Origin of the sequence: Phycicoccus sp. Soil803, from assembly GCF_001429685.1 — a bacterium.
Classification (GTDB): Bacteria; Actinomycetota; Actinomycetes; order Actinomycetales; family Dermatophilaceae; genus Pedococcus.
In genome coordinates, this window is record NZ_LMST01000001.1 from 1,838,918 (window position 1) to 1,862,119 (window position 23,202).

Consider the following 23,202-nt stretch of genomic DNA (forward strand, 5'->3'; position numbering starts at 1 on the left):
CGTCAGGGCCGACCCTGACCCTGTCGTCCTCCCAAGGCGTCGGTGACCGGCTCAGTGACCGGGCTCCGTCACGAAGTCGATCAGCTCCTCCACGCTGGCGAGCAGGGTCGGCTCGAGGTCGGCGTAGGAGCGGACCGTGCCGAGGATCTGCTTCCAGGCGCGGGCGATGTCCGCCTGGCTGTCGTGCGGCCAGCCGAGGTGGTCGCAGATGCCGTCCTTCCACGACTGGCCGCGCGGGATGACCGGCCACGCCGCGAGCCCGAGCCGCTCGGGGCGCACGCTCTGCCACACGTCGACGTACGGGTGGCCCAGCACCCGCACGTGCGCGGCATACCGGCCCTGGGCGGCGGCCTGCACGACGCGGTGCTCCTTGGTGCCGGGCAGCAGGTGGTCGACGAGCACGCCCATCCGGCGCCCCGGCCCGGGCTGGAACTCGGCGATCGCCCCCACGAGGTCGTCGACGCCGTCGAGCAGCTCGACGACCACGCCCTCGACCCGCAGGTCGGCACCCCAGACCTTCTCCACGAGCTCGGCGTCGTGGCGGCCCTCGACGAAGATCCGCGACCCGCTCGCCACCTTGGCGCGGGCGCCCTCGACGGTCCGTGACCCGGAGGCGGTGCGGGCGGCGGCCACCCGCGCCTCGGCCAGCTGGGCGCGAGCGGCAGCGGTCGGTGGGGTCAGGACGACCGGTGCGCCGTCGAGCAGGAAGCCCGGTCCCATCGGGAAGCCCTTGGTGCGGCCGCGCCGGTCCTCGAGGTGGACCACGCGCATGCCACCGGCCTTCTCGACGCGGACCACGGCGCCGCACCAGCCGGTCTCGACGTCCTCGACGACCAGCCCGGTCTCGGCCTCGACCTCGCGGGAGCGACCCCGCGGGGGGACCTTCCAGTCACCGGACAGGACATCGGAGCCATAGCGGTCGGACACCGAGGCAGGGTATGCCGCGGACGCGCCTGTGCGGCGCGGGCGCGCCGCCCGTGCTGGTCCCGGCCCGGGAACCACGTAGACTTGGCACTCGCTGAGCGTGAGTGCCAACCTGATCGGACGGAGGTGTCGAGTGAGCGAGGAACGTCGTCTCGCCGTGCTGCGCGCGATCGTGCAGGACTACGTCCAGACCTCCGAGCCGGTGGGGTCGAAGTCGCTGCTCGACCGCCACCAGCTGGGGGTCTCGGCCGCGACCGTGCGCAACGACATGGCCGCGCTGGAGGAGGAGGGGCTGATCGCCGCTCCGCACACCAGCGCCGGGCGGGTGCCCACCGATGCGGGCTACCGGTTGTTCGTCGACCGGCTCAGCTCCGTCAAGCCGATGACCGCAGCCGAGCGGGCCGCCATCGCCCAGTTCCTGGAGGGGGCGGTCGACCTCGACGACGTCGTCGACCGGACGGTGCGGCTGCTGGCCTCGCTGACCCGCCAGGTCGCCGTGATGCAGTACCCGTCGCTCACCCGGTCCACCGTGCGCCACATCGAGTTCGTGCCGATGGGCCCGAGCCGGTTGATGGTCGTGCTGATCGTCAACACCGGCCGGGTCGAGCAGCGCGTCATCGAGACCCCCCACGACCTGTCCGCCTCGGACGGCGAGGCCCTCCTGGGCCTGGTCCGCGCCAAGGTCAACGCGAGGGCCGCCGGTCAGCGGCTGGTGGAGGCCGCCGCGTCACTCGCGAGCCTGGCCGACGAGTTCGACCCCGCGGACCGCGACCTGGTCCGCTCCGTCGTGCAGTCGCTCGAGGACGCCCTCGTCGAGGAGCGCGAGGAGCGGGTGGTGCTGGCGGGCACCTCCAACCTCGCGCGGGTCGGCACCGACTTCCCGCTCAGCATCGGCCCGGTGCTCGAGGCGCTCGAGGAGCACGTCGTGCTGCTCAAGCTGCTCGGCACGGCCAGGGAGACCTCCGACGCCGTCTCGGTGCGTATCGGGCACGAGAACCCGTTCGCCGGGCTCCAGTCCACCTCCGTCGTCTCGACGGAGTACGGCTCGGGCTCGGAGCTCGTCGCGGGGTTGGGCGTGCTCGGACCCACCCGGATGGACTACCCCACGACGATGGCGTCGGTGCGGGCCGTGGCCACCTACGTCTCCCGGATCCTCGCGCAGTGACGCGCATCCACCTGCCCCACCGACTGTCTGGGCCACTCACACCAGAGCCATCGACACCGAACCATCGACACCAGAGCCACCGACACCAGAGCCACCGACCTCAGAGCCATTGACACCAAGGACATCTCGTTGAACGACTACTACCAGGACCTGGGCGTGTCCAGGGACGCCAGCCCCGAGGACATCAAGCGGGCCTACCGCAAGAAGGCGCGGACGCTGCACCCTGACGTCAACCCGAGCCCCGAGGCCGAGGAGCAGTTCAAGAAGGTCTCGCAGGCCTACGACGTGCTCTCCGACGCCGAGAAGCGCCGGTCCTACGACATGGGCTCCGACCCCTATGCGGGCGGGGCCGCCGGCTTCGGCCAGGGCTTCTCGTTCAGCGACATCATGGACGCCTTCTTCGGCGCCGGCGCCGGCCAGGCCCAGCGCGGGCCGCGGTCCCGTCAGCGCCGGGGCCAGGACGCCCTGATCCGGCTCGACATCGACCTCGCCGACGCGGTGTTCGGGGCCGAGAAGGAGCTCGCCATCGAGACCGCCGTGGTCTGCTCCACGTGCCACGGCGACGGTGCGCAGCCCGGGACCTCCCGGCGCACCTGCGACGTCTGTGGCGGTCGCGGCGAGATCCAGCAGGTCCAGCGCTCGTTCCTCGGCCAGGTCATGACGACCCGTCCCTGCGCGACCTGCCAGGGCTACGGCGAGGTGCTGGTCAGCCCCTGCTTCGAGTGCTCCGGCGACGGCCGGGTCCGCACCCGCCGCACGCTCACGATCAAGGTCCCCGCGGGCGTCGACACCGGCACCCGCATCCAGCTGGCTGGCGAGGGCGAGGTCGGCCAGGGCGGCGGCCCGGCCGGCGACCTCTACGTCGAGGTCGCGGTCCGCCCCCACCAGACCTTCCAGCGCCGCGGCGACGACCTGCACTGCACGGTCGAGCTCCCAATGACCGCCGCAGCACTGGGGACGACGGTCAAGCTCGACACCTTCGACGGCACCAACGAGCTCGAGATCAAGGCGGGCACCCAGCCGGGCGACGCGATGACCCTGCGCGGGCTTGGTGTCACCCACCTGCGGGGCACCGGCCGGGGCGACCTCATCATCCACGCCAACGTGCAGACCCCGACCCGGCTCGACGAGCAGCAGGAGGCCCTGCTGCGCGAGCTCGCGACCCTGCGTGGCGAGGAGCGTCCGGAGGGACGGCTGTCCCCGGCTCACCCCGGGCTGTTCGGCAAGCTCCGCGACGCGTTCAAGGCCAAGTAGCGGCCGACCGTCGTGACCCTGCCCCTGTTCCTCATCGACCCCGCCGTCGTCGCCGGCGCCGCCGCGGGCAGCCGGGTGGTGCTCGACGGCCCCGAGGGTCGGCACGCGGCCACCGTCCGCCGGATCGGCGTGGGGGAGCAGGTCATGCTCGCCGACGGAGCAGGACTGCGGCTCACCTGCGCGGTCGTCGCCGCCGGCAAGGCCGACCTCGAGCTCAGCGTGGTCGAGGTCGACCGCGAACCGGAGGCCCAGCCGCGCTTCGTCCTCGTGCAGGCCCTGGCCAAGGGCGACCGTGACGACCAGGCCATCGAGGCCGCGACCGAGTTCGGGGTCGACGAGGTCGTGCCGTGGCAGGCGTCCCGCAGCATCGTCCAGTGGCGCGGCGAACGCGCCGACAAGGCCCGCCGCAAGTGGGAGTCCACCGTGGTGGCGGCCGCCAAGCAGTCGCGGCGGGCGAGGGTGCCGGTCGTCGCGGAGCTGGCCACCACCAAGGCGCTCGCGACCCGGGTCGGGAGCGCCGCGGCGGCATACGTGCTGCACGAGGACGCGACCCAGAGCCTCGCCGCCCAGGTGCTCCCGGCCACGGGCGAGGTGCTGGTCGTGGTCGGCCCGGAGGGCGGCATCACGCCCGAGGAGGTCGCCGAATTCGAGGCGGCCGGCGCGGTGACGGTGCGGCTGGGCCACACCGTCCTGCGGTCCTCCAGCGCCGGACCAGCCGCGCTCGCGGTGCTGAGCGCGGCCGGTCGCTGGCGCTGACCCCGCCTACTTCACGGTGAACGTCACTGCCTTCTCCGCGCTGACCGAGCCGTCCTTGGCGCTGAGCTCGCGGACCCGGATCGTGTAGTCGCCGGCGGCGAGCCGGCCGAGCGAGAACGAGTACTCGCCCTGCATGGGAGCCCCGATGGACGCCATCGCGTGGCCCGAGGACACCGTGGTGGTGCCGCGGTCCAGCTGCCAGTTGACGGTTGCCTCGTAGACGATGGCGAGCCCCTTCACGGTGACCGGCTTGCTGGCCGGCAGCACCTGGTCACGGGTCGGTGAGGTGACCCAGATCGGCGCCACGTCCTCGTAGAGCCGGTCCGACGGCGGACGGGTGAAGTCCTGGTCGGTCGAGATCGACCCGAACAGCTTCGTCGACCCGTCGGCGACCTCGAACCGCACCGGCAGGGTCTGCTGGATCGCCGCCTGGGCCGTCCAGACCAGCTCCTGCACGGCAAGGCGCTTGTTCTCGTCGCCGACCACGGCCTCCGGCACACCGGCGTTGGCGAGGTGCACGGTGACGGCACCGTCAGCCACCGTCACGTCGCCGATGGTCTGCCCCGACCAGGGCTGGAGGTAGCCATCGGTGTTGCTGTAGGGCTGCGCGTTGATGGCGAGCACCAGGGCAGCCTTCGCCTTCTCGGCCGGAGTGGCTCCGACCGGGAGGTCCTGCCGGACGAACTCGCGGAACAGCTTGTACTTGTCTTCGGCACCACCGACCGGTCCGACGAAGTAGACCGGGAGGGTGACCGACTCGGTCGCCACCGGGCCGCTCGTGGTGGGCGAGCTGGTCGTGGGCGCGGTCGACGGCGTCGGTGAGAGCGAGGGGGCGTTGGTGGCCGGCGGCGTGACACCGGACCGGTCGTCCTGGCCGGACCACCAGACGCCACCGATGATGGCGGCCACGGCCGCCGCAGCCGCCAGCGGCATCAGCCAGCGCCGCGGACCCGAGCCACCCGTGGCGGTCACCGGCCCCAGCTCGTGGGCCTCGTGCAGGATCGTGTCGAGCCGGTTGGACGGGCGCACCTGCGCGGCGTCGCGGACCAGCGCCTGGCGCAGCCGGCGCTCCACCTGGTCGAACTCGCCCGGCTCGTAGTCGGGGTGCAGGAAGTCCATGCGATCGCTCATGACGCCGCCTCCATCCGGTCGCGCAGGGTCGCGAGCCCGCGGTGCGCGTGGGCCTTGACCGAGCCCGCGGAGATGCCGAGCGCATCGGCGATCTCGGCCTCGCTGAGGTCGAGGTAGTAGCGCATGGTCAGGACCTCTCTCTGGCGCTGGGGGAGTCGTCCCAGCGCGCCGATCATCGTGGTGGTGCTCTCGGACTGGAGCGCGTGGTCCTCGGCGCTCGCCTCGGTGTGCCGGGTGTATGCCGTGGGGCCGCCCTGCTGCTCGCGCGTCACGTAGCGCTCCTCGACGCCACGGTGGCGCAGGCCGGAGCGGGCTCCGTTGACCACCGCCCGCCGCAGGTAGGCGGACGCGGCCTGGTGGTCGCGGATGGTGTCCCACCGGCGGTGCACCGCGATGAAGGCGTCCTGGACGACCTCCTCGGCCGCGAGGTCGTCGCGCAGCAGCAACCAGGCCAGCCGCACCAGTCCGGTCCAGTGCGCGGCATACAGCTCGGTGATGGCTTCGTCGGCACTCGGCCGCACCTCACCACCCCGGTCGCGCTCAGCCACACTCAACAGTCTCACGCCACCTAGACGCGCACCCCCACCCGCCGGTTGACGCGCCGATCGCAGGTTTCTCACCCATTGGAACCAGACCTGCACAGGTCGGCTGCAGGTTTCGTTCCCATTGGAGGAATACCTGCCTGGGTAGGCTCGGGTGCGTGGACAACTCGACGACGCGGCGCACCGACCCGGACTGCTTGTTCTGCAAGATCGTCGCGGGTGACATCCCGGCCACGGTCGTGCATGAGGACGAGGCGACCCTGGCGTTCCGCGACCTCGACCCGCAGGCGCCGACGCACGTGCTGGTCATCCCGCGCCACCACGTCGCCGATGTCGGCGGGCTCGCGACCGAGCGACCGCAGGACGCGGTGGCCGTGCTGGACACCGTGCGGGCCGTCGCCGAGCAGGAGGGCGTCGCGACCAGCGGCTACCGCACCGTCTTCAACACCGGTGCCGGCGCCCAGCAGTCGGTGTTCCACGCCCACGTCCACGTGCTCGGCGGGCGGTCAATGACGTGGCCGCCCGGCTGAGGCGCACCGTAGACTGGACGGACCATGCCAGATCCTGACCATCCGACTCATCAGAAAACATTGGGGGGCGCGCCCGAGGGTGCTCTCCCGATGCCCACACACACCGTCGAGATCCCACCGCAGGTGCAGATGGTGACGCTCCTCGGCCCGCGGGACGAGCTCCTGCGCACGATGGAGCGGGCCTTCCCGCAGCTGGAGATCCACGTCCGCGGCAACGAGTTCCACCTGTCCGGCCCGAGCGCCGAGGTGGCCCTGGCCGAGCGCACGATCGACGAGCTGCTCCTGGTGATCGACGGCGGCCAGCCGCTCAACCGCGACGCGGTCGAGCGCTCGATTAGCATGCTGCGCGCGCAGACCACCGAGCGTCCCGCCGACGTCCTGACGATGAACATCGTGAGCAACCGCGGCCGGACCATCCGGCCCAAGACGCTGAACCAGAAGCACTACGTCGACGCCATCGACGCCCACACGATCGTCTTCGGGATTGGCCCGGCCGGCACCGGCAAGACCTACCTCGCGATGGCCAAGGCGGTCGCCGCGCTGCAGGCCAAGCAGGTCAACCGGATCATCCTCACCCGCCCGGCCGTGGAGGCCGGGGAGCGCCTCGGCTTCCTGCCCGGCACGCTGAACGACAAGATCGACCCCTACCTGCGGCCGCTCTACGACGCGCTGCACGACATGGTCGACCCCGAGTCGATCCCGCGGCTGATGGCCGCCGGCACCATCGAGGTCGCGCCGCTGGCCTACATGCGTGGCCGCTCCCTGAACGACGCGTTCATCATCCTCGACGAGGCCCAGAACACCTCGCCCGAGCAGATGAAGATGTTCCTCACCCGGCTCGGGTTCGGCTCGAAGATGGTGGTCACGGGTGACATCACGCAGGTCGACCTGCCGGAGGGCACCAAGTCGGGCCTGCGCGTGGTCCGCGACATCCTCGCCGACGTCGACGACATCCACTTCTCGGTGCTGACGCCGCAGGACGTCGTCCGGCACCGTCTCGTGGGCGCGATCGTCGACGCGTACGGCCGGTGGGACGACCACCAGGCGGGTGGCCAGCAGTCCCGGCCGCGCGTCTCCGGCTCGGAAGGTCGAGGGCCGCGTGAGCGTCGACGTTCTCAATGAGACCGACTACCAGCTCGACGAGCTCGAGCTGGTGGCGCTGAGCCGCTACGTGATGGGCGAGATGCGGGTCCACCCCGGAGCAGACCTGTGTCTGCGGCTGGTCGACGAGGCCGCGATGGAGGTGCTCCACGTGCAGTGGATGGACCTGCCCGGCCCCACCGACGTGATGAGCTTCCCGATGGACGAGCTGCGGCCGGGCCGCGAGGGCGAGGAGCCCGAGGAGGGTGTCCTCGGCGACATCGTGCTGTGCCCGTCCGTGGCGGCCAAGCAGGCCTCCGACGCCGGTCACGCGACCGAGGAGGAGCTCCTGCTGCTGACCACGCACGGGATCCTGCACCTGCTCGGGTACGACCACGCGGAACCCGAGGAGGAGCGCGAGATGTTCGAGCTCCAGCGTCAGCTGCTGCTGACCTTCCTCGCGGGTCGCGGGCGTCCCACCCCGTGATGGTGCCGTCATGACCGGACTCGTCTTCGCCGCCCTCGTCAGCGTCGGCGCGGCCTTCCTGCTCTCCGCCGCCGAGGCCGCCCTCTGGCGGATGTCGCGGGTGCGCGCCCAGGAGCTGCTCGAGGAGAGGCGACCGGGCGCCGTGGCCCTCAACCGCATCGTCGGCGACAGCGCGGCATACCTGTCGGTGACGGCGTTCCTGCGGATCGTCGCGGAGTCGACCACCGCCGTCCTCATCACCCTCGGCGCGATCAACCTCGTCGACGGGTTCTGGAGGCGGCTGCTCGTCGCCATCGGCGTGATGGCGCTCGTCTCGTTCGTCGTCGTGGGCGTCTCACCACGCACGCTGGGCCGGCAGCACTCCGACTCGGTGGCCCTGCTCGCCTCCCCGCTCATCGTCGGGTTGCGCACCTTCCTCGGCCCGGTGGCGCGGGTGCTGATCGCGCTGGGCAACGCGGTGACGCCGGGACGCGGCTACCGCGACGGCCCGTTCCAGAGCGAGTCCGAGCTCCGCGACCTGGTCGACCTCGCGGGGGAGAGCTCCGTCATCGAGGCCGGCGAGCGGGAGATGATCCACTCCGTCTTCGAGCTCGGCGACACCGTGGCGCGCGAGGTGATGGTGCCCCGGACCGACATGGTGACCATCGACGGCGAGAAGTCGCTGCGCTCGGCGATGTCGCTGTTCCTGCGGTCGGGCTTCTCGCGGATCCCCGTCGTGGGTGACGGTTCCGACGACATCCTGGGGCTGCTCTACTTCAAGGACGTCGTGCGCCGGGTCAACGCCGACCACGAGGCCGGCACGCTGCCGGTCACGGCCCAGATGCGCCCCATGCACTACGTGCCGGAGAGCAAGCCGGTCGACGACCTCCTGCGCGAGATGCAGCGCGACCAGAGCCACTTCGCCGTCGTCGTCGACGAGTACGGCGGCACCGCCGGGCTCGTGACGATCGAGGACATCATCGAGGAGATCGTGGGCGAGATCGCCGACGAGTACGACCGCGAGGCGCCCGGGGTCGAGGACCTCGGGGACGGCACCTTCCGCGTCCCCGCGACGATGGACATCGACGACCTGGCCGACCTCTTCGGCGTCGACATCGAGGAGGAGGAGGTCGACACCGTCGGTGGCCTGATCGGCAAGGCCATCGGCCGGGTCCCCATCGTCGGGTCCAGGTGCGAGGTCGGCGGGCTCTCGCTGACCGCCGAGCGGATGGCCGGTCGGCGGCACCGCATCGCCAGCGTCATCGTCGAGCCCGTCGCGGTGGCCGACCCGGATGGCGGCCACGCGGCGACCGACGACACCCCCGAGCGCACTACGGTGGAGCCCGAGCGCGAGGGAGTGTCATGACTGCGAATGGTTCGGGTCCGACCGATGGGTATGCCGCCGAGACGGCGTCCGCGCCGGCGCGACCCCCGTACGTGGCCGGCTTCGCCTGCCTGGTCGGCCGGCCCAACGCGGGGAAGTCCACGCTGACCAACGCCCTGGTCGGGCAGAAGGTCGCCATCACCTCGTCGAAGCCGCAGACCACCCGGCACACCATCCGCGGCATCGTCACGACGCCGACGTCGCAGCTGGTGCTGGTCGACACCCCGGGTCTGCACAAGCCCCGCACCCTGTTGGGGGAGCGGCTCAACGACGTCGTGCGCGAGACCCTGCTCGAGGTGGACGTCATCGGCTTCTGCCTGCCGGCGGACCAGCGGATCGGGCCCGGTGACGGTTTCATCGCCCGCGAGCTCAAGGAGATCCAGCAGGACCGGCGTCGCCCGGTCGTCGCCATCGCGACGAAGATCGACACCGTCGACCGCGAGCGGCTGGCCGAGCACCTCATCGCCATCGACCAGCTCGGCAACTGGGACGCCATCGTGCCCTGCTCGGCCGTCGACGGCCGCCAGGTGCAGGACGTCGCGCAGGTCCTGTCGACCTACCTCCCCACGTCTCCCGGTCCGCTCTACCCCGAGGGGCAGCTGACCGACGAGCCCGACGTCGTGATGATCGCCGAGCTGGTCCGCGAAGCGGCCCTCGAGGGGGTCCGCGACGAGCTGCCGCACTCCCTCGCCGTCGTGGTCGAGGAGATGGTGCAGCGGCCCGACCGTCCCGAGGACAAGCCGCTGCTCGACATCCGCGTCAACGTGTTCGTCGAGCGCTCGTCGCAGAAGGCGATCATCATCGGTCGCGGCGGGTCGAGGCTGCGCGAGGTCGGCACGAACGCCCGGATCGGCATCGAGAAGCTGCTCGGCCAGAAGGTCTACCTCGACCTGCACGTGAAGATCGCCAAGGACTGGCAGCGCGACCCCAAGCAGCTGCAGCGGCTGGGTTTCTGACCAGCCGGCGGGGCTTTCGGACTCGTGTGGTGAGGCTCACGGCATACCCCGATCCGTTGGGGGACAACGGGTTCGGTGACGTACGTCGTTGACTTCCGCGTCGCGACTTGAGATCGGCGCTCGTTCTCGACAGGGTAGGCGGTCGGTTGCAATGGTATTGAGTTGCAACGGTTTTGACCTGTACCCGAGTTTGATACGCAACTGACGAGAACCGAAGGAGCGGCGCCCGCACGCGCCAACACCCTGTGAGCACACTGACGAACACCGGCCCGGCCGCACCGGCTGAGGCCTCGGGCGAGCACGATGCCCTCGAGCACCTGCCCGACACCCAACACCCCGCCCTCGACCCCGTCGTGGTGGAGCACCAGGCGAACGAACCACGCAAGATCGACACCATCGTCTTCGGTGTCACGGCCGCCATCGCGGTCGCGTTCGTGCTCTGGGGCTTCCTCAGCACCGACACCCTCAGCTCGGCCTCGGGCGCCGGCCTCGGCTGGGTCGTCCACAACATGGGCTGGCTCTTCTCCCTGGTGGCGTCGGGCTGTGTCTTCTTCGTCATCTGGCTCGCCGCCAGCAAGTACGGACGGATTCCGCTGGGCCGCGACGACGAGCAGCCGGAGTTCAAGACGGTCTCGTGGATCGCCATGATGTTCTCGGCGGGCATGGGGATCGGCCTGATGTTCTACGGCGTCTCCGAGCCGCTCTCGCACTTCGTGACGCCGCCACCCGGCACCGGGGCGGCCGGCAACCCCGAGGCCGTGCAGAACGCCATGGCCACGACGTTGTTCCACTGGACCCTGCACCCGTGGGCCATCTACGCGCTGGTCGGGCTGGCCATCGCCTACGGCGTCTTCCGCAAGGGCCGCTCGCTGCTGATCAGCTCGGCGTTCGCGCCACTGCTCGGGGAGCAGCGGACCAACGGACCGGCCGGCCGCGTCATCGACATGCTCGCGATCTTCGCCACGCTGTTCGGCTCTGCGGCCTCGCTGGGCCTCGGCGCGCTGCAGATCGGCTCCGGCTTCGAGATCGTCGCCGGGCTCGGCAAGGCGGGCAACATGCTGCTCGTCGCGATCATCGCCGTGCTGACGGTCTGCTTCATCCTCTCGGCCGTCTCGGGTGTCGCCAAGGGCATCCAGTGGCTGTCCAACATCAACATGGTGCTGGCCCTCGCGCTGGCGGTCTTCGTCTTCGTCGTCGGCCCGACCGTGTTCATCCTCAACCTCATCCCCACCGCAGTGGGCTCCTACTTCCAGGACCTCGCGATGATGTCGGCCCGCACGGACGCCGCCGGTGGGGACGCCATGAAGGAGTGGCTGTCGGGCTGGACGATCTTCTACTGGGCCTGGTGGGTCAGCTGGACGCCGTTCGTCGGCATGTTCATCGCCCGCATCTCGCGGGGTCGCACCATCCGCCAGTTCGTCACCGGCGTGCTGCTGGTGCCGAGTGTCGTGTCACTCGTGTGGTTCGCCATCTTCGGCGGCGCCGGCATCCAGATGCAGCGCACCGGCACCGACGTGGCCGGCGCGGGGACCTCCGAGGGCACGCTCTTCGCGATGCTCTCCCACATGCCGCTGTCGACCATCACCTCGGTCGTCGTGATGCTGCTGGTCGCGATCTTCTTCGTGTCCGGGGCGGACGCCGCGTCCATCGTCATGGGCACCCTCTCCGAGCGCGGGACGCTCGCGCCGAGCCGCAAGACCGTGGTCTTCTGGGGCGCGGCCACCGGCGCGGTGGCAGCGGTGATGCTCCTCGTCGGGGGTGAGGACGCGTTGTCCGGGCTGCAGAACATCACGATCGTGGCGGCACTGCCGTTCCTGCTCGTCATGGTCGGGCTGGCCATCGCCCTGGTCAGGGACCTCAGCAACGACCCCATGATCGTCCGCGGTGCGTACGCCGTGGCGGCGGTCGAGCAGGCCGTGGTGGCCGGCGTGACCGAGCACGGTGACGACTTCACGCTCACCTTCGAGGAGTCCGCTCCCGGTGAAGGCGTGGGCGACCTCGTGGGCACGACGCCAGCGGATCCTGCCCTTGAGCGCGCAGGTTCTGCCACATCGTGAGCCGCTGAACCGGTGCACGACCGGGCCGACCTATCCTTGGTCCCATGAGAATTGGTGTCTTCGGGGCCACCGGGCAGGTCGGCTCGGTCATGCGCGCACTCCTCGCCGAGCGGGGGTTCCCGGTCGACGAGATCCGCTACTTCGCGTCCGCACGGTCAGCCGGCACGACGCTCCCGTGGGCCGGCGGCGAGGTCACGGTCGAGGACTCGGCCACGGCTGACTTCTCCGGCCTCGACATCGCGCTGTTCTCCAACGGGGGAGCGGCGTCGAAGGAGCTGGCCCCCAAGGTCGCGGCCGCAGGCGCGGTCGTGGTCGACAACTCGTCGGCCTGGCGCAAGGACCCTGACGTGCCGCTGGTCGTCAGCGAGGTCAACGCCGACGACCTCGACACCATCCCCAAGGGGATCGTCGCGAACCCCAACTGCACGACCATGGCCGCCATGCCGGTCCTGAAGCCGCTGCACGACGAGGCGGGGCTGGTGCGCCTCACCGTCGCGTCCTACCAGGCGGTGTCCGGCTCCGGGGGCAAGGGCGTCCAGGAGCTCGACGGCCAGCTGCGCGGTGGGTATGCCGCGGGCGAGCCTGCCGCCCTCGCGCTCGACGGGCGCGCGGTCGAGATCCCGGCCCCGAACGTCTACGCCGTGCCGGTGGGCTTCAACGTCATCCCGCTCGCCGGATCCATCGTCGACGACGGCTCGCTCGAGACCGACGAGGAGCAGAAGCTCCGCAACGAGTCGCGCAAGATCCTGCACATCCCCGACCTGCTGGTGTCCGGCACCTGCGTCCGGGTGCCGGTCTTCACCGGTCACTCGCTCGCCATCCACGCCGAGTTCGCCGACGACATCACGCCCGAGCGGGCCCTCGAGCTGCTGGCCAAGGCCCCCGGCGTCGTGGTGACCGACGTGCCCAACCCGCTCGAGGCGGCCGGTCGCGACGAGGTCTACGTCGGTCGGGTGCGGGTCGACCAGGCCGCGCCCGCGGGCAAGGGCCTGGTGCTGTTCGTCGTCGGCGACAACCTGCGCAAGGGTGCCGCCCTCAACGCGGTGCAGATCGCCGAGGAGCTGCTCAAGCGCCGCTAGGCACGGTGTTCGGAAGATCTGCCGGGTCAGGACCCGGTGGATCTTCCGAAGATCGGCGAGCGGCCAGCTAGCGCACCGCGCGCCAGACCGACTCGGACTCGCTCGCCCCTGGCGACCACGGCGCGATCCACGGGCCGGTGCCCTCGCTCTGGTCGAGCACCCCTTCCTCGAGCCAGGTGTAGTCGCCGGCCAGCACGCCCTTGGCGAGCCTGGTGTCGGCGTCGTCGCTGTTGGACCACAGGTCGGTGAACAGCCGCTCCACTCGCAACCGGCTCTGCTGGCAGAACACGTCGGCGAGCTGGTAGGCCGAGCGGCCGCGCGCCTCGTCGTCGGTACGCAGCATCTCGGCGCGGCTGCAGGCGGCCGCGATCGCGAACAGCTCGGCCCCGATGTCGACCACCCGACCGAGGAACGCCTGGCGGTACTCCATCTTCGCCTGCCAGCGCGACATCCCGTAGAAGGTCTGCCGGGCGAGCTTGCGACTGGACCGCTCCACGAACCGCAGGTGCGTGGCCAACGCGCCGAACTCGGCATACGAGGTGGGTGCGGCACCCTTGCCGACGACGAGCTGGGGGAGCCACTTGGCGTAGAAGCCGCTGGCGCCCGCGGCGGCGCGGGCCTTGGCCTCCAGTGAGGCGTCCTTGTCGGCCAGGGCACCGGCGGCCTTGAGGTGGGCGTCGACCGCCTCGCGCGCGATGAGCAGGTGCATGATCTCGGTGGAGCCCTCGAAGATCCGGTTGATCCGCAGGTCACGCATCATCTGCTCGGCCGGGACGGCGCGCTCACCGCGGGCCCGGAGCGACTCGGCCGTCTCGTAGCCGCGCCCACCGCGCACCTGCACGAGCTCGTCAGCGATCTGCCACGCCATCTCCGACGCCCAGAGCTTGGCCAGCGCCGCCTCGATCCGGATGTCCTTGCTGCCTGCGTCGGCGAGCTGGGCCGAGAGCTCGAGCACCGACTCGAGGCCGTACGTCGTCGCCGCGATGAAGGCGATCTTCTCGGCCACGGCACCGTGCTCACCGACCGGTCGGCCCCACTGCACCCGCTCGGCCGACCACTCGCGCGAGATCTTCAGCGCCCACTTGCCGGCCGCGGCACACATCGCGGGGATGGAGAGCCGGCCCGCGTTGAGGGTGGTCAGCGCGATCTTGAGGCCGTCGCCCTCCTTGCCGAGGCGGTTCTCCGCGGGCACCCGCACCTGGTGGAACCTGGTGAGGCCGTTCTCGATGCCCTTCAGCCCCATGAAGGAGTTGCGCCGCTCGACGGTGATGCCCTCGGCGGTGCCCTCCACGACGAACGCGGTGATGCCGCCCTTCTTTCCGTCGTGCTCGGGCACGCGCGCCATCACGACGAGGAGCTCGGCGACGACGCCGTTGGTGGTCCACAGCTTCACCCCGTCGAGCAGGTATGCCGTGCCGTCCTCGCTCGGGGTCGCGGTGCTGCCCATCCGGGCCGGGTCCGAGCCGACGTCGGGCTCGGTCAGGAGGAACGCCGAGATCGCGCCTGCGGCGCAGCGGGGGAGGAAGGCCTGCTTCTGCTCGGGCGTGCCGACGAGCTTGACCGGTTCGGGGACCCCGATCGACTGGTGTGCCGAGAGCAGGGCGCCCAGGCTCGGGTGCGCGGAACCGACCAGCATGAGGGCCTGGCCGTAGGCGGACATGGTGAGGCCGAGACCGCCGTACTCCCGGGGGATCTTCATCCCGAACGCGCCGATGTCGGCGAGCCGGGCCAGGACGTCGTCGGGGATCAGCGCGTCGCGTTCGATCTGGGCGCCGTCGATGCCCTCGCACACCTCGCGCAGCCGGACCAGGAACTCCTCGCCGCGGGCCTGGTCCTCGGGCGTGGCCCGCGGGTGCGGGTGCACGAGGTCGAGGTCGAAGTGCCCGAGGTAGAGCCCCTTGGCGAAGCTCGGGCGGCTCCAGTCCGACTCGCGGGCCGCCTCGGCCACGGCACGCGACTCGCGCTCGGTGGCATCGGTGCCGCTGGCCGGGGTCGGTTGGTCCTGCTCGACGTCACTGCTCATGTGATCGCCTCCCTGGCCTCACGCTACTCCCGAGTAGGCATGGCGACCACCGCGCGCAGGTCAGGGCTCGAGGTCGGTCATCCAGTGCCGCCAGGTCTGGGTGACCTGCATGCCCACGTGCTCGTACAGCCCCAGGGCGCCGGTGCGCGAGTCGGTGGAGAGCTCGCTGACCGTGGCGCCGTGGTCCCGCGCGCGCTTGAACGCGTCCACCAGCAGGGCCCTGGCCAAGCCCAGACCACGCTGGTCGCTGCGCACCGCGATGGCGTCGACGTAGCCGGTGGCCCCGGCGTGGATCGTGTAGCAGACCCCGACCTCGGTGCCCTGCGGGTCGACCACGAACCGGATCTGCCACGGCTCGAAGCCCGGCCGCAGGGGGCCGCGGGGTGCCCAGTCCTCGAAGGTCGAGGGGTCGCGGTCCGGCCACTCGTTGAACGCGTCCTCGATCAGCTGGAAGGCGACCCGGCCGTCGGCAGGACCGGCGAACTCGCGGAGGGTGTAGCCCTCGGGCAACGGCTGCGGCTCGATCGGGCGGTCTGCCGGCACCTGCAGCACCCAGGACGTCCAGCCCTCGCGGTAGCCGCGCGCCTTGAAGAACGCCTCGGGGTCGGTGTCGCCCGGCACGGTCTGCCCGACCAGCTTCGAGCCGCGCTCGCGGGCGCAGTCCTCCAGCCAGTTGGCGAGCCAGGTGCCGACGCCGCGCCCGCGGTAGTCGGGGTGCACGGAGGCGTCGGCACGACGGCCCTTGAAGACCTCGCCGGAGGCCACCAGCCGGTCACCGTCCCAGACCCCGATGGCCTCGGTCGCGAGGTCGAAGCTGCCGCGGGCCCAGTCGCCCTCGATGTCCTCGACCTCGATGGCGGCCTCGCCCACGTCGTGGGTCTCGGCGGCGGCGACGATCTCGAAGACGGCGCGGGCGTCGGGCGGGGACAGGGGGCGGGCCACCAGCCCGTCGGGAAGGTCCATGGCGGAATCGTGCCGGGGGGCGGGTCCGGACGCACGTGGTTTTCCGCGGTGACATCCGGCGGATATTGTGAGAGAGTCCTCTCGAAAGAGTCCTCTCACATCTGTCCCGCCCCGCGCCGGCTCCTGTTGGAAGCGAAACTTCCCGAGATCCGGAAGTTTCGCTTCCAACCGGAGGAGGCGCGGAAGGAGCGCACCGTGACCAGCAACCCGTACGGCGACGTCGAGCTCACCCCTCGGGGGATGCGGGCCCTCGCGCACCCGACGCGGCTCGCGATCCTCAGCCGTCTCCAGGGCAGTGGGCCGAGCACGGCGACGGCGCTCGCGGCACAGGTCGGGGCGACCCCGTCGGTCGTGAGCTGGCACCTGCGCCACCTCGCCGAGCACGGCCTGGTCCGAGACGCCTCGAGCGTGCCGGACGCCGACGGGCGGCAGCGCTGGTGGGAGGCCGTGGGGTCCGGCTTCCGGTTCGTCGCCGGCGACGAGGACAGCCTCGACGCCGCCAGTCTCCTGGGTCGGGTGATGATGGAGCAGGCCGCCGACCTCCCGCAGCGGTGGGCGCGTGACGTCGAGCCGGTGCTCGAGGTCGACTGGCGGCGTTCCGCAGGTTTGTCCAACACGACGATCGAGCTGACGGCGGACGAGCTGGCCGAGGTCGAGGAGCGGATCGAGGAGCTGCTTGCGCCCTACGTGCTGCGGAAGGGACGACCTGCCACGGTCGCGGGATCCCGCCGGGTCCGCATGTTGCGCTACGTGCTGCCCGAGGCCGAGGTGACGTCATGAGCGACCCCACTGCAGCCGCCGTGGCGACGGAGGCGACGCAGAAGGCTGCGCTGTGGCGGGACCGGCGGTTCGCGACCTACTGGGTGGGCCAGGGCGTCTCGCAGTTCGGCGACCGGATCACTGAGCTGGCGCTGCCCCTGATCGCGGTCACCGCCCTGCACGCCAGCGCCCCGACGGTGGGCCTGCTGACCGCCGCGGTCTGGGCCCCGAACCTGCTGTCGCTGTTCGTGGGCACGTGGGTCGACCACCAGGTGCGCAAGCGCCGGCTGCTCATCGTGGCCGACCTGCTGCGCTGCGTGGTCCTGCTGACCCTGCCCGTCGCCCACTTCCTCGGCGCCATCACGATGGCGCAGCTGTTCGCGGTGGCCCTGCTCGCGGGAGCCGGCCAGGTGCTCTACCAGACGTCCTACCCGAGCTTCTTCGTGACGCTCGTCCGGCGCGACCAGTTCGTCGAGGCCAACAGCCTGCTCAGCGGCACGCGCTCGGCGTCGTTCGTGGCGGGTCCGGCGGTGGCCGGTGGGCTGATCCAGGCCGTGACGGCCCCCGTCGCCATGCTGGTCGACGCGGTCACCTTCGCCGTCTCCGCGGTGCTCATCGGCAGGGTGCGGGTGCCGGACCTGCCGGTCGACACGACGAACGAGGCGGGGCTGCTCCGACGGGCCCGCGACGGCATGGGCCTGGTCCTGAAGGACCGCTACCTGCGCGCCTCCCTCGCCTGCGCCACGACCATCAACCTGTTCAACCTGATGGCCGGCGCACTCCTGATCCTCTTCGCCAGCCGCGAGCTCGGCCTCTCTGCCGGGGTCATCGGCCTCGCCCTCGGGATCGGCGCGACCGGTGGTCTCCTCGGCACGGTGCTCGCTGGTCCGTTGGCCCGACGCATCGGCCTCGGTCGCACCATCGCGGTCGGCGCGGTGGTGTTCTCGGCGCCGTTCGCGCTGTTGCCGCTGGCCGGCGGCCCGACGTGGTCGAGGGCCGGCGTCCTGGCCCTGGTCGAGTTCATCTCGGCGCTGGGGGTGATGTGCCTCGACATCCCGCTCAACGCCCTGATGACCGCGGTGACCCCCGACGGGGTCCGCAGCCGCGTCAGCGGTGCCTTCTCGTCGGTCAACTACGGCATCCGCCCCCTCGGCGCGGTCCTCGGCGGGCTGGTCGGGGAGTGGATCGGGCTGGCCCCGACGATGGTGGTCGCGGCGGTCGGCGGCTCGTTGTCCGTGCTGTTCCTGCTCTGGTCACCGGTCTTCTCCACCGCGTCCATCGAGCAGCTCGATGAAGTCCAGTCCGTGCAGCCCACCAGGTGAGCAGCACTTGACCTGACGAGACCAGTGATATGCAATATATCGCATGCCTGTCCCGTCGCCGCAGCCTCCGGTCTCGCGTGCCCTGTTGCGCGACGACGTCCACCGCCGGGTCCGCGACGCGATCGTCGACGGCACCCTCGGCCCCGGCGAGCAGCTGCGTGACCACGAGCTGGCGGCCTGGCTCGGGGTGAGCCGCACCCCCGTGCGGGAGGCGCTGCTCCGCCTCCAGCAGTCGGGGCTGGTCGCCGCCCTTCCGGGCCGCTCGACCACGGTGGCCTCGCTCGACACCCGGGCGGCTCGTGACGCCCAGGCGGTGGTGGCCCAGATGCACCGGCTCGCCGTCCACGAGGCCGTCGGCCAGCTGACGGCCGACGACCTCGCCCGCATGCGTGCCGCGAACGCGCGCTTCCGGGCAGCCCTGGAGGCCGGCGACGCGGACGGCGCGCTCGCCGCCGACGACGAGCTGCACGGCATACCGGTCGCGGCGGCGGGGAACGCCGCGCTGGCGGCGGTCCTCGACCAGTTCACACCGGTGCTCCGGCGGGTGGAGCGGTTGCGGTTCAGCTCGCTCTCGGGTCGTGGGTCCGTGGCGTTGCACGCCCGGCTCATCGACCTGTGCGAGGCGGGGGACCGGGAGGCGGCCGCCGAGGTCTCCCACCAGACCTGGCAGACCCTCGCACCCCTGCTCGACACCTGACCCACACCACCACACCACCGGCAAGCCCAGGAGATCCCCATGTCGATCCACGACTTCGAGCGCTACCCGCTGACCTTCGGCCCGAGCCCCGTGCACCGGCTGGCGCGGCTGACCGAGCACCTCGGTGGCGCTCAGGTCTGGGCCAAGCGCGAGGACTGCAACAGCGGCTTGGCCTTTGGTGGCAACAAGACCCGCAAGCTCGAGTACATCGTGCCGGACGCCCTCGCGCAGGGCGCGGACACCTTGGTGTCGATCGGTGGCTACCAGTCCAACCACACCCGGCAGGTGGCGGCCGTCGCCGCGCACCTCGGGCTGAAGTGCCGCCTGGTGCAGGAGAAGTGGGTGGACTGGGACGACCCGGTCAACGACAAGGTCGGCAACATCCTGCTGTCGCGGATCATGGGCGCCGACGCCCGGCTCGACCCGCACGGCTTCGACATCGGCATCCGCTCATCGTGGGAGGACGCGCTGCGCGAGGTCGAGGACTCCGGCGGCAAGCCCTACGGGATCCCCGCCGGGGCCTCCGAGCACCGACTCGGTGGGCTCGGTTTCGCGAACTGGGCCTACGAGGTGGCCCAGCAGGAGGAGGAGCTCGGGGTCTTCTTCGACACCATCGTCGTCTGCACCGTGACCGGCTCGACCCACGCGGGCATGATCGCCGGGTTCGCGACCCTCGAGGACGCCGGTGGTCGCCAGCGCCGGGTCCTGGGCATCGACGCCTCGGCCACGATCGACAAGACCCGTGACCAGGTCCGGCGCATCGCCCAGCACACGGCCGACCTCATCGGGCTCGACCGACAGCTGCGCGACGACGAGGTGGCCGTGCTGGAGGGCTGGGCCGGCGACCTCTACGGCATCCCGGTCGAGTCGACCGTCGAGGCCATCCTGCTGAGCGGTCGCCTGGAGGGCATGATCATCGACCCCGTCTACGAGGGGAAGTCGATGGCGGGCCTGGTCGACCTCGTGACGTCCGGCGAGATCCCCAACGACTCGACGGTGCTCTACGCCCACCTCGGCGGGCAGCCGGCCCTCAACGCCTACTCCGGAATCTTCGACGGTTCGAGGTAAACGCGCCCGTGATCACCGGCGCGTTTAAGTCGAACCGGGGGTGGGGGTGGGAGCGAAGGCCCAGCCGCGCTCGGCCAGGGCCTCGCGCAGGAACCGCAGCGCAATCGGTCCCACGCCGTGCAGCGCCGCCAGCTCTTCCTCGCTGCGGTCCCGCACCTGCTCGAGGGTCCAGATCCCCTCGGCCCGCAGCGCCCGCGTGGCGGGGGCGCCGATGCGGGGCAGGGGAGTGCCGTCGGGGGCGGTCGGCCGGTCCAGCCGGGGAGCTCCCGCCTCGGCGTCGACCACCGCCGCCCCCCGTGGGGACAGCCGGTAGCCGATGTCGAGCGACTCGGTGAGCCCGAGCTCCTTGAGCTTGCGGACGTCGCGCTTGAAGCTCGGGGTGTCGCGACCCAGCTCGGCGGCGAGCTCGGGCGCACGGACCGTGGGGAGCCGGTCGATGATCGCCAGCGTCGCCCTCGTCCACGGCCCGACCGCCGACGCGCGGTCCAGCCGGTCGAGGCGCTCGCGGATCGCGGCCACCTCGTTGCCCTGGGGCACCGAGGCACGCAGCTGCTCCCTCGGATCGGCGCCCGCGTGGCGCAGCCCGACCCGCCAGACCGGGCGGTCGGCCTTGGCCTCGAGCATCCGGCGCAGCTCGACGACCGACTTGGCACCCGCGCGCCGGGCCTCCTCGGCGCTGATCCGCGACGGGGCGACCTTGTCGACGCTCGTCACCTCGAGCAGCCCGACGCGCGTGCGCAGCCGCGTGCCGACGACGACCCGGGGCCGGTCCCACCGCCGGAAGGCGAGGTCGACGTCGCCCGCCTTGATGGCCGCGAGGGTGTCCGGTCGGATCATCATGGCGGCAACCTACCGGCCTGCGTCTGGTTCGCGGCCGTCCGGATGGTGGGCGGGCCGGTTCGGACGTTGGACGTATGCCGGCCACGCGGCATACCCTCGATCCGTGCGTTCACTGCGCCTCCTCCTTCGCCGCCGCGGCGGGGCCTGACCGATCAGCCGCCCCTCGTCGCGGAGTTTGCGTTGCCGGCTGAGACCCTGAGTACGGCCAACTGCAGCGAATCGTGAGGCGAGAGAACATGATCCACCCCCAGCAGCCATCGGGCATGCCGGTCGCGAAGTACGTCCCCTTCCAGGACCAGATCCCCTTCGCCCTGCCCGACCGCACCTGGCCCACCCGAGTCATCGAGCAGGCGCCGCGCTGGTGCGCCGTCGACCTCCGGGATGGCAACCAGGCCCTGATCGACCCGATGAGCCCTGACCGCAAGAAGCGGATGTTCGAGCTCCTGGTGCGGATGGGCTACAAGGAGATCGAGGTCGGGTTCCCCTCGGCGAGCCAGACCGACTTCGACTTCGTGCGGATGCTCATCGAGGACGACATGATCCCCGACGACGTCACCATCCAGGTCCTGACCCAGTGTCGCGACCACCTCGTGGAGCGCACCTTCGACTCGATCCGCGGTGCCAAGCAGGCCATCGTGCACTTCTACAACTCGACGTCGATCCTGCAGCGACGAGTGGTCTTCGGGCTCGACCAGGACGGCATCGTCGACATCGCCCTCCAGGCCGCCCGGCTGTGCCGCAAGCTCGAGGAGACCATCCCCGACACGACGGTCTACTACGAGTACAGCCCGGAGTCCTACACCGGGACCGAGCTCGAGTTCGCGGTGCGGATCTGCAACGAGGTGGCCGACGTCATCGACCCGACGCCGGACCACAAGATGATCATCAACCTCCCGGCCACCGTCGAGATGGCGACCCCGAACGTCTACGCCGACTCGATCGAGTGGATGATCCGCCACCTCGAGCGGCGCGAGTCGATCGTGGTCAGCCTGCACCCGCACAACGACCGCGGGACCGGTGTCGCCGCGGCGGAGCTGGGCTACCTCGCCGGCGCCGACCGCATCGAGGGCTGCCTGTTCGGCAACGGCGAGCGAACCGGCAACGTCGACCTGGTCACGCTGGGCATGAACCTCTTCAGCCAGGGCATCGACCCGCAGATCGACTTCTCGAACCTCGACGAGATCCGGCGCACCGTGGAGCACTGCAACCAGCTGCCGGTGGGCGAGCGGCACCCGTGGGGCGGCGACCTCGTCTTCACGGCGTTCTCCGGCTCGCACCAGGACGCGATCAAAAAGGGCTTCGAGGACATGGAGCGCCAGGTGGCGGCCAGCGGCAAGTCCATCAACGAGCTCGTCTGGGGCGTGCCCTACCTGCCGATCGACCCGCACGACGTGGGCCGGTCCTACGAGGCCGTCGTGCGCGTGAACAGCCAGTCGGGCAAGGGTGGGGTCGCCTACCTGCTCAAGGCGGAGCACCAGCTCGACCTGCCGCGCCGGCTCCAGATCGAGTTCAGCGGCGTGGTCCAGGCGAAGACCGACAGCGAGGGTGGCGAGGTCAGCGCGGCCGAGCTGTGGACGATCTTCCAGGACGAGTACCTGCCGGCCGTCGACGGTGCGGTCAACACATGGGGTCGGTTCACCCCGATCAGCCACTCGCTGCTCAGCGAGCAGGGCGGCGTCGACCGGATCAGCGCGACCATGCTCGACCGCGGCGTGGAGGTCACCGTCGAGGGCACCGGCAACGGCCCCATCGCCGCGTTCATCGACGCGCTGTCGACCCTCGGGGTGGACGTCCGCGTCCTCGACTACGCCGAGCACGCCCTGTCCGCCGGTGGCGACGCCAAGGCTGCGGCCTACGTCGAGTGCGCCGTGGGCGACCGCGTCCTGTGGGGTGTCGGGCTGCACTCCTCGATCGTCAAGGCGTCCCTCACGGCCGTGCTGTCCGCCGTCAACCGCGCCGAGCGGATGGCTCCCGTCGAGTGAGGTGAGGTATGCCGCGTGGCTGGGCCACGCGGCACACCTCGCCAGCCGTGCCGGTCGGTCTCGATCTGGCCTCACGGTGCGGCTATGTCCGCCGGTGGATGGTGACTCGTTTGCGGCCGCTGGGGTCTTGGGTGATCTGGTGGTGGAAGCCGGGGTGGTGGATCCGGCGGTGGTGGAACCCGCAGAGCGGGACCGCGTTGTCGAGGTCGGTCGCACCGCCGGTG

General features: G+C 71.1%; 21 protein-coding genes. 15 read left to right on the top strand and 6 right to left on the bottom strand.

Annotated features, from left to right (window positions below):
• Positions 1-51: 51 nt before the first annotated feature.
• On the bottom strand, positions 52-927 hold the full coding sequence (locus ASG95_RS08420) for a DUF3097 domain-containing protein (protein WP_056923520.1): 876 nt from the start codon (positions 925-927) through the stop codon (positions 52-54).
• A gap of 130 nt (positions 928-1,057) precedes the next feature.
• Between ASG95_RS08420 and hrcA the strand changes: the two genes are divergently transcribed.
• The 3 genes from hrcA to ASG95_RS08435 all read left to right on the top strand — a co-directional run bounded on the left by hrcA (position 1,058) and on the right by ASG95_RS08435 (position 4,099).
• Entirely contained in the window at positions 1,058-2,089 is a 1,032-nt protein-coding gene (gene hrcA / locus ASG95_RS08425; RefSeq protein ID WP_057377177.1) for a heat-inducible transcriptional repressor HrcA, read from the top strand.
• Positions 2,090-2,218: 129 nt separating this feature from the next.
• Positions 2,219-3,343 carry a molecular chaperone DnaJ gene (gene dnaJ / locus ASG95_RS08430; protein WP_057377178.1) on the top strand — a complete coding sequence of 375 codons (1,125 nt, stop codon included), beginning with the start codon at positions 2,219-2,221 and terminating at the stop codon, positions 3,341-3,343.
• A 12-nt stretch (positions 3,344-3,355) separates the two neighbouring features.
• Positions 3,356-4,099: a 16S rRNA (uracil(1498)-N(3))-methyltransferase gene (locus ASG95_RS08435; protein ID WP_057377179.1), complete on the top strand. Its 744-nt coding sequence runs from the start codon at positions 3,356-3,358 to the stop codon at positions 4,097-4,099.
• Positions 4,100-4,105: 6 nt separating this feature from the next.
• Here ASG95_RS08435 and ASG95_RS08440 read toward each other — a convergent pair whose 3' ends face one another.
• Entirely contained in the window at positions 4,106-5,230 is a 1,125-nt protein-coding gene (locus tag ASG95_RS08440) for a Gmad2 immunoglobulin-like domain-containing protein (protein WP_082592440.1), read from the bottom strand.
• Positions 5,227-5,778, bottom strand: a complete 552-nt coding sequence (locus tag ASG95_RS08445; protein WP_235543625.1) for a SigE family RNA polymerase sigma factor — start codon at positions 5,776-5,778, stop codon at positions 5,227-5,229. Before ASG95_RS08445 ends, ASG95_RS08440 begins: the two co-directional genes overlap by 4 nt.
• Before the next feature lie 152 nt (positions 5,779-5,930).
• Between ASG95_RS08445 and ASG95_RS08450 the strand changes: the two genes are divergently transcribed.
• The 7 genes from ASG95_RS08450 to ASG95_RS08480 all read left to right on the top strand — a co-directional run bounded on the left by ASG95_RS08450 (position 5,931) and on the right by ASG95_RS08480 (position 13,324).
• A complete protein-coding gene (locus tag ASG95_RS08450; protein ID WP_057377182.1) occupies positions 5,931-6,302 on the top strand; it encodes a histidine triad nucleotide-binding protein in 372 nt (123 codons plus the stop codon).
• A 90-nt stretch (positions 6,303-6,392) separates the two neighbouring features.
• Positions 6,393-7,424 carry a PhoH family protein gene (locus ASG95_RS08455; protein WP_057377183.1) on the top strand — a complete coding sequence of 344 codons (1,032 nt, stop codon included), beginning with the start codon at positions 6,393-6,395 and terminating at the stop codon, positions 7,422-7,424.
• Entirely contained in the window at positions 7,402-7,869 is a 468-nt protein-coding gene (gene ybeY, locus ASG95_RS08460) for an rRNA maturation RNase YbeY (protein WP_056923512.1), read from the top strand. The genes ASG95_RS08455 and ybeY overlap by 23 nt, the downstream gene beginning before the upstream one ends.
• A 10-nt stretch (positions 7,870-7,879) precedes the next feature.
• Positions 7,880-9,214: a hemolysin family protein gene (locus ASG95_RS08465; protein WP_057377184.1), complete on the top strand. Its 1,335-nt coding sequence runs from the start codon at positions 7,880-7,882 to the stop codon at positions 9,212-9,214.
• Entirely contained in the window at positions 9,211-10,188 is a 978-nt protein-coding gene (gene era, locus ASG95_RS08470; RefSeq protein WP_057377185.1) for a GTPase Era, read from the top strand. Before ASG95_RS08465 ends, era begins: the two co-directional genes overlap by 4 nt.
• Positions 10,189-10,505: 317 nt before the next feature.
• Positions 10,506-12,245, top strand: a complete 1,740-nt coding sequence (locus ASG95_RS08475) for a BCCT family transporter (RefSeq protein WP_057378820.1) — start codon at positions 10,506-10,508, stop codon at positions 12,243-12,245.
• 44 nt (positions 12,246-12,289) lie between these two features.
• Positions 12,290-13,324, top strand: coding sequence for an aspartate-semialdehyde dehydrogenase (locus tag ASG95_RS08480; RefSeq protein ID WP_056923509.1), 1,035 nt, complete (start codon positions 12,290-12,292; stop codon positions 13,322-13,324).
• Between the two features lie 67 nt (positions 13,325-13,391).
• Here ASG95_RS08480 and ASG95_RS08485 read toward each other — a convergent pair whose 3' ends face one another.
• Together ASG95_RS08485 and ASG95_RS08490 are read right to left on the bottom strand one after the other, a co-directional pair.
• A complete protein-coding gene (locus ASG95_RS08485) occupies positions 13,392-15,347 on the bottom strand; it encodes an acyl-CoA dehydrogenase family protein (RefSeq protein ID WP_057377186.1) in 1,956 nt (651 codons plus the stop codon).
• Between the two features lie 60 nt (positions 15,348-15,407).
• Entirely contained in the window at positions 15,408-16,310 is a 903-nt protein-coding gene (locus tag ASG95_RS08490) for a GNAT family N-acetyltransferase (protein ID WP_057377187.1), read from the bottom strand.
• Positions 16,311-16,505: 195 nt separating this feature from the next.
• Between ASG95_RS08490 and ASG95_RS08495 the strand changes: the two genes are divergently transcribed.
• The 4 genes from ASG95_RS08495 to ASG95_RS08510 are packed head-to-tail and all read left to right on the top strand — an operon-like array spanning position 16,506 to position 20,156.
• A complete protein-coding gene (locus ASG95_RS08495) occupies positions 16,506-17,090 on the top strand; it encodes a helix-turn-helix domain-containing protein (RefSeq protein ID WP_235543627.1) in 585 nt (194 codons plus the stop codon).
• Positions 17,087-18,391: an MFS transporter gene (locus ASG95_RS08500; protein ID WP_057377188.1), complete on the top strand. Its 1,305-nt coding sequence runs from the start codon at positions 17,087-17,089 to the stop codon at positions 18,389-18,391. Before ASG95_RS08495 ends, ASG95_RS08500 begins: the two co-directional genes overlap by 4 nt.
• Before the next feature lie 43 nt (positions 18,392-18,434).
• Positions 18,435-19,088: a GntR family transcriptional regulator gene (locus ASG95_RS08505; RefSeq protein WP_057377189.1), complete on the top strand. Its 654-nt coding sequence runs from the start codon at positions 18,435-18,437 to the stop codon at positions 19,086-19,088.
• Positions 19,089-19,127: 39 nt separating this feature from the next.
• The gene (locus ASG95_RS08510; RefSeq protein ID WP_057377190.1) at positions 19,128-20,156 is read left to right on the top strand and encodes a 1-aminocyclopropane-1-carboxylate deaminase; all 1,029 of its coding nucleotides are present in this window, start codon (positions 19,128-19,130) and stop codon (positions 20,154-20,156) included.
• A 24-nt stretch (positions 20,157-20,180) separates the two neighbouring features.
• Here the strand turns inward: ASG95_RS08510 and ASG95_RS08515 are convergent, their stop codons facing one another.
• Positions 20,181-20,996, bottom strand: coding sequence for a hypothetical protein (locus ASG95_RS08515; protein ID WP_057377191.1), 816 nt, complete (start codon positions 20,994-20,996; stop codon positions 20,181-20,183).
• 236 nt (positions 20,997-21,232) lie between these two features.
• Between ASG95_RS08515 and leuA the strand changes: the two genes are divergently transcribed.
• Complete coding sequence (gene leuA, locus ASG95_RS08520) at positions 21,233-22,978, top strand: 2-isopropylmalate synthase (protein ID WP_057377192.1); 1,746 nt, start codon at positions 21,233-21,235, stop codon at positions 22,976-22,978.
• The last annotated feature ends 224 nt before the right edge of the window (positions 22,979-23,202 follow it).

Bases quoted from the DNA above. Each gene is read 5' to 3' on its own strand.
- ASG95_RS08440 (WP_082592440.1), bottom strand. From the start codon at position 5,230: ATGAGCGATCGCATGGACTTCCTGCACCCCGACTACGAGCCGGGCGAG.
- ASG95_RS08455 (WP_057377183.1), top strand. From the start codon at position 6,393: ATGCCCACACACACCGTCGAGATCCCACCGCAGGTGCAGATGGTGACG.
- ASG95_RS08465 (WP_057377184.1), top strand. From the start codon at position 7,880: ATGACCGGACTCGTCTTCGCCGCCCTCGTCAGCGTCGGCGCGGCCTTC.
- era (WP_057377185.1), top strand. From the start codon at position 9,211: ATGACTGCGAATGGTTCGGGTCCGACCGATGGGTATGCCGCCGAGACG.
- ASG95_RS08480 (WP_056923509.1), top strand. From the start codon at position 12,290: ATGAGAATTGGTGTCTTCGGGGCCACCGGGCAGGTCGGCTCGGTCATG.
- ASG95_RS08485 (WP_057377186.1), bottom strand. From the start codon at position 15,347: ATGAGCAGTGACGTCGAGCAGGACCAACCGACCCCGGCCAGCGGCACC.
- ASG95_RS08490 (WP_057377187.1), bottom strand. From the start codon at position 16,310: ATGGACCTTCCCGACGGGCTGGTGGCCCGCCCCCTGTCCCCGCCCGAC.
- ASG95_RS08500 (WP_057377188.1), top strand. From the start codon at position 17,087: ATGAGCGACCCCACTGCAGCCGCCGTGGCGACGGAGGCGACGCAGAAG.
- ASG95_RS08505 (WP_057377189.1), top strand. From the start codon at position 18,435: ATGCCTGTCCCGTCGCCGCAGCCTCCGGTCTCGCGTGCCCTGTTGCGC.
- ASG95_RS08510 (WP_057377190.1), top strand. From the start codon at position 19,128: ATGTCGATCCACGACTTCGAGCGCTACCCGCTGACCTTCGGCCCGAGC.
- ASG95_RS08515 (WP_057377191.1), bottom strand. From the start codon at position 20,996: ATGATGATCCGACCGGACACCCTCGCGGCCATCAAGGCGGGCGACGTC.
- leuA (WP_057377192.1), top strand. From the start codon at position 21,233: ATGATCCACCCCCAGCAGCCATCGGGCATGCCGGTCGCGAAGTACGTC.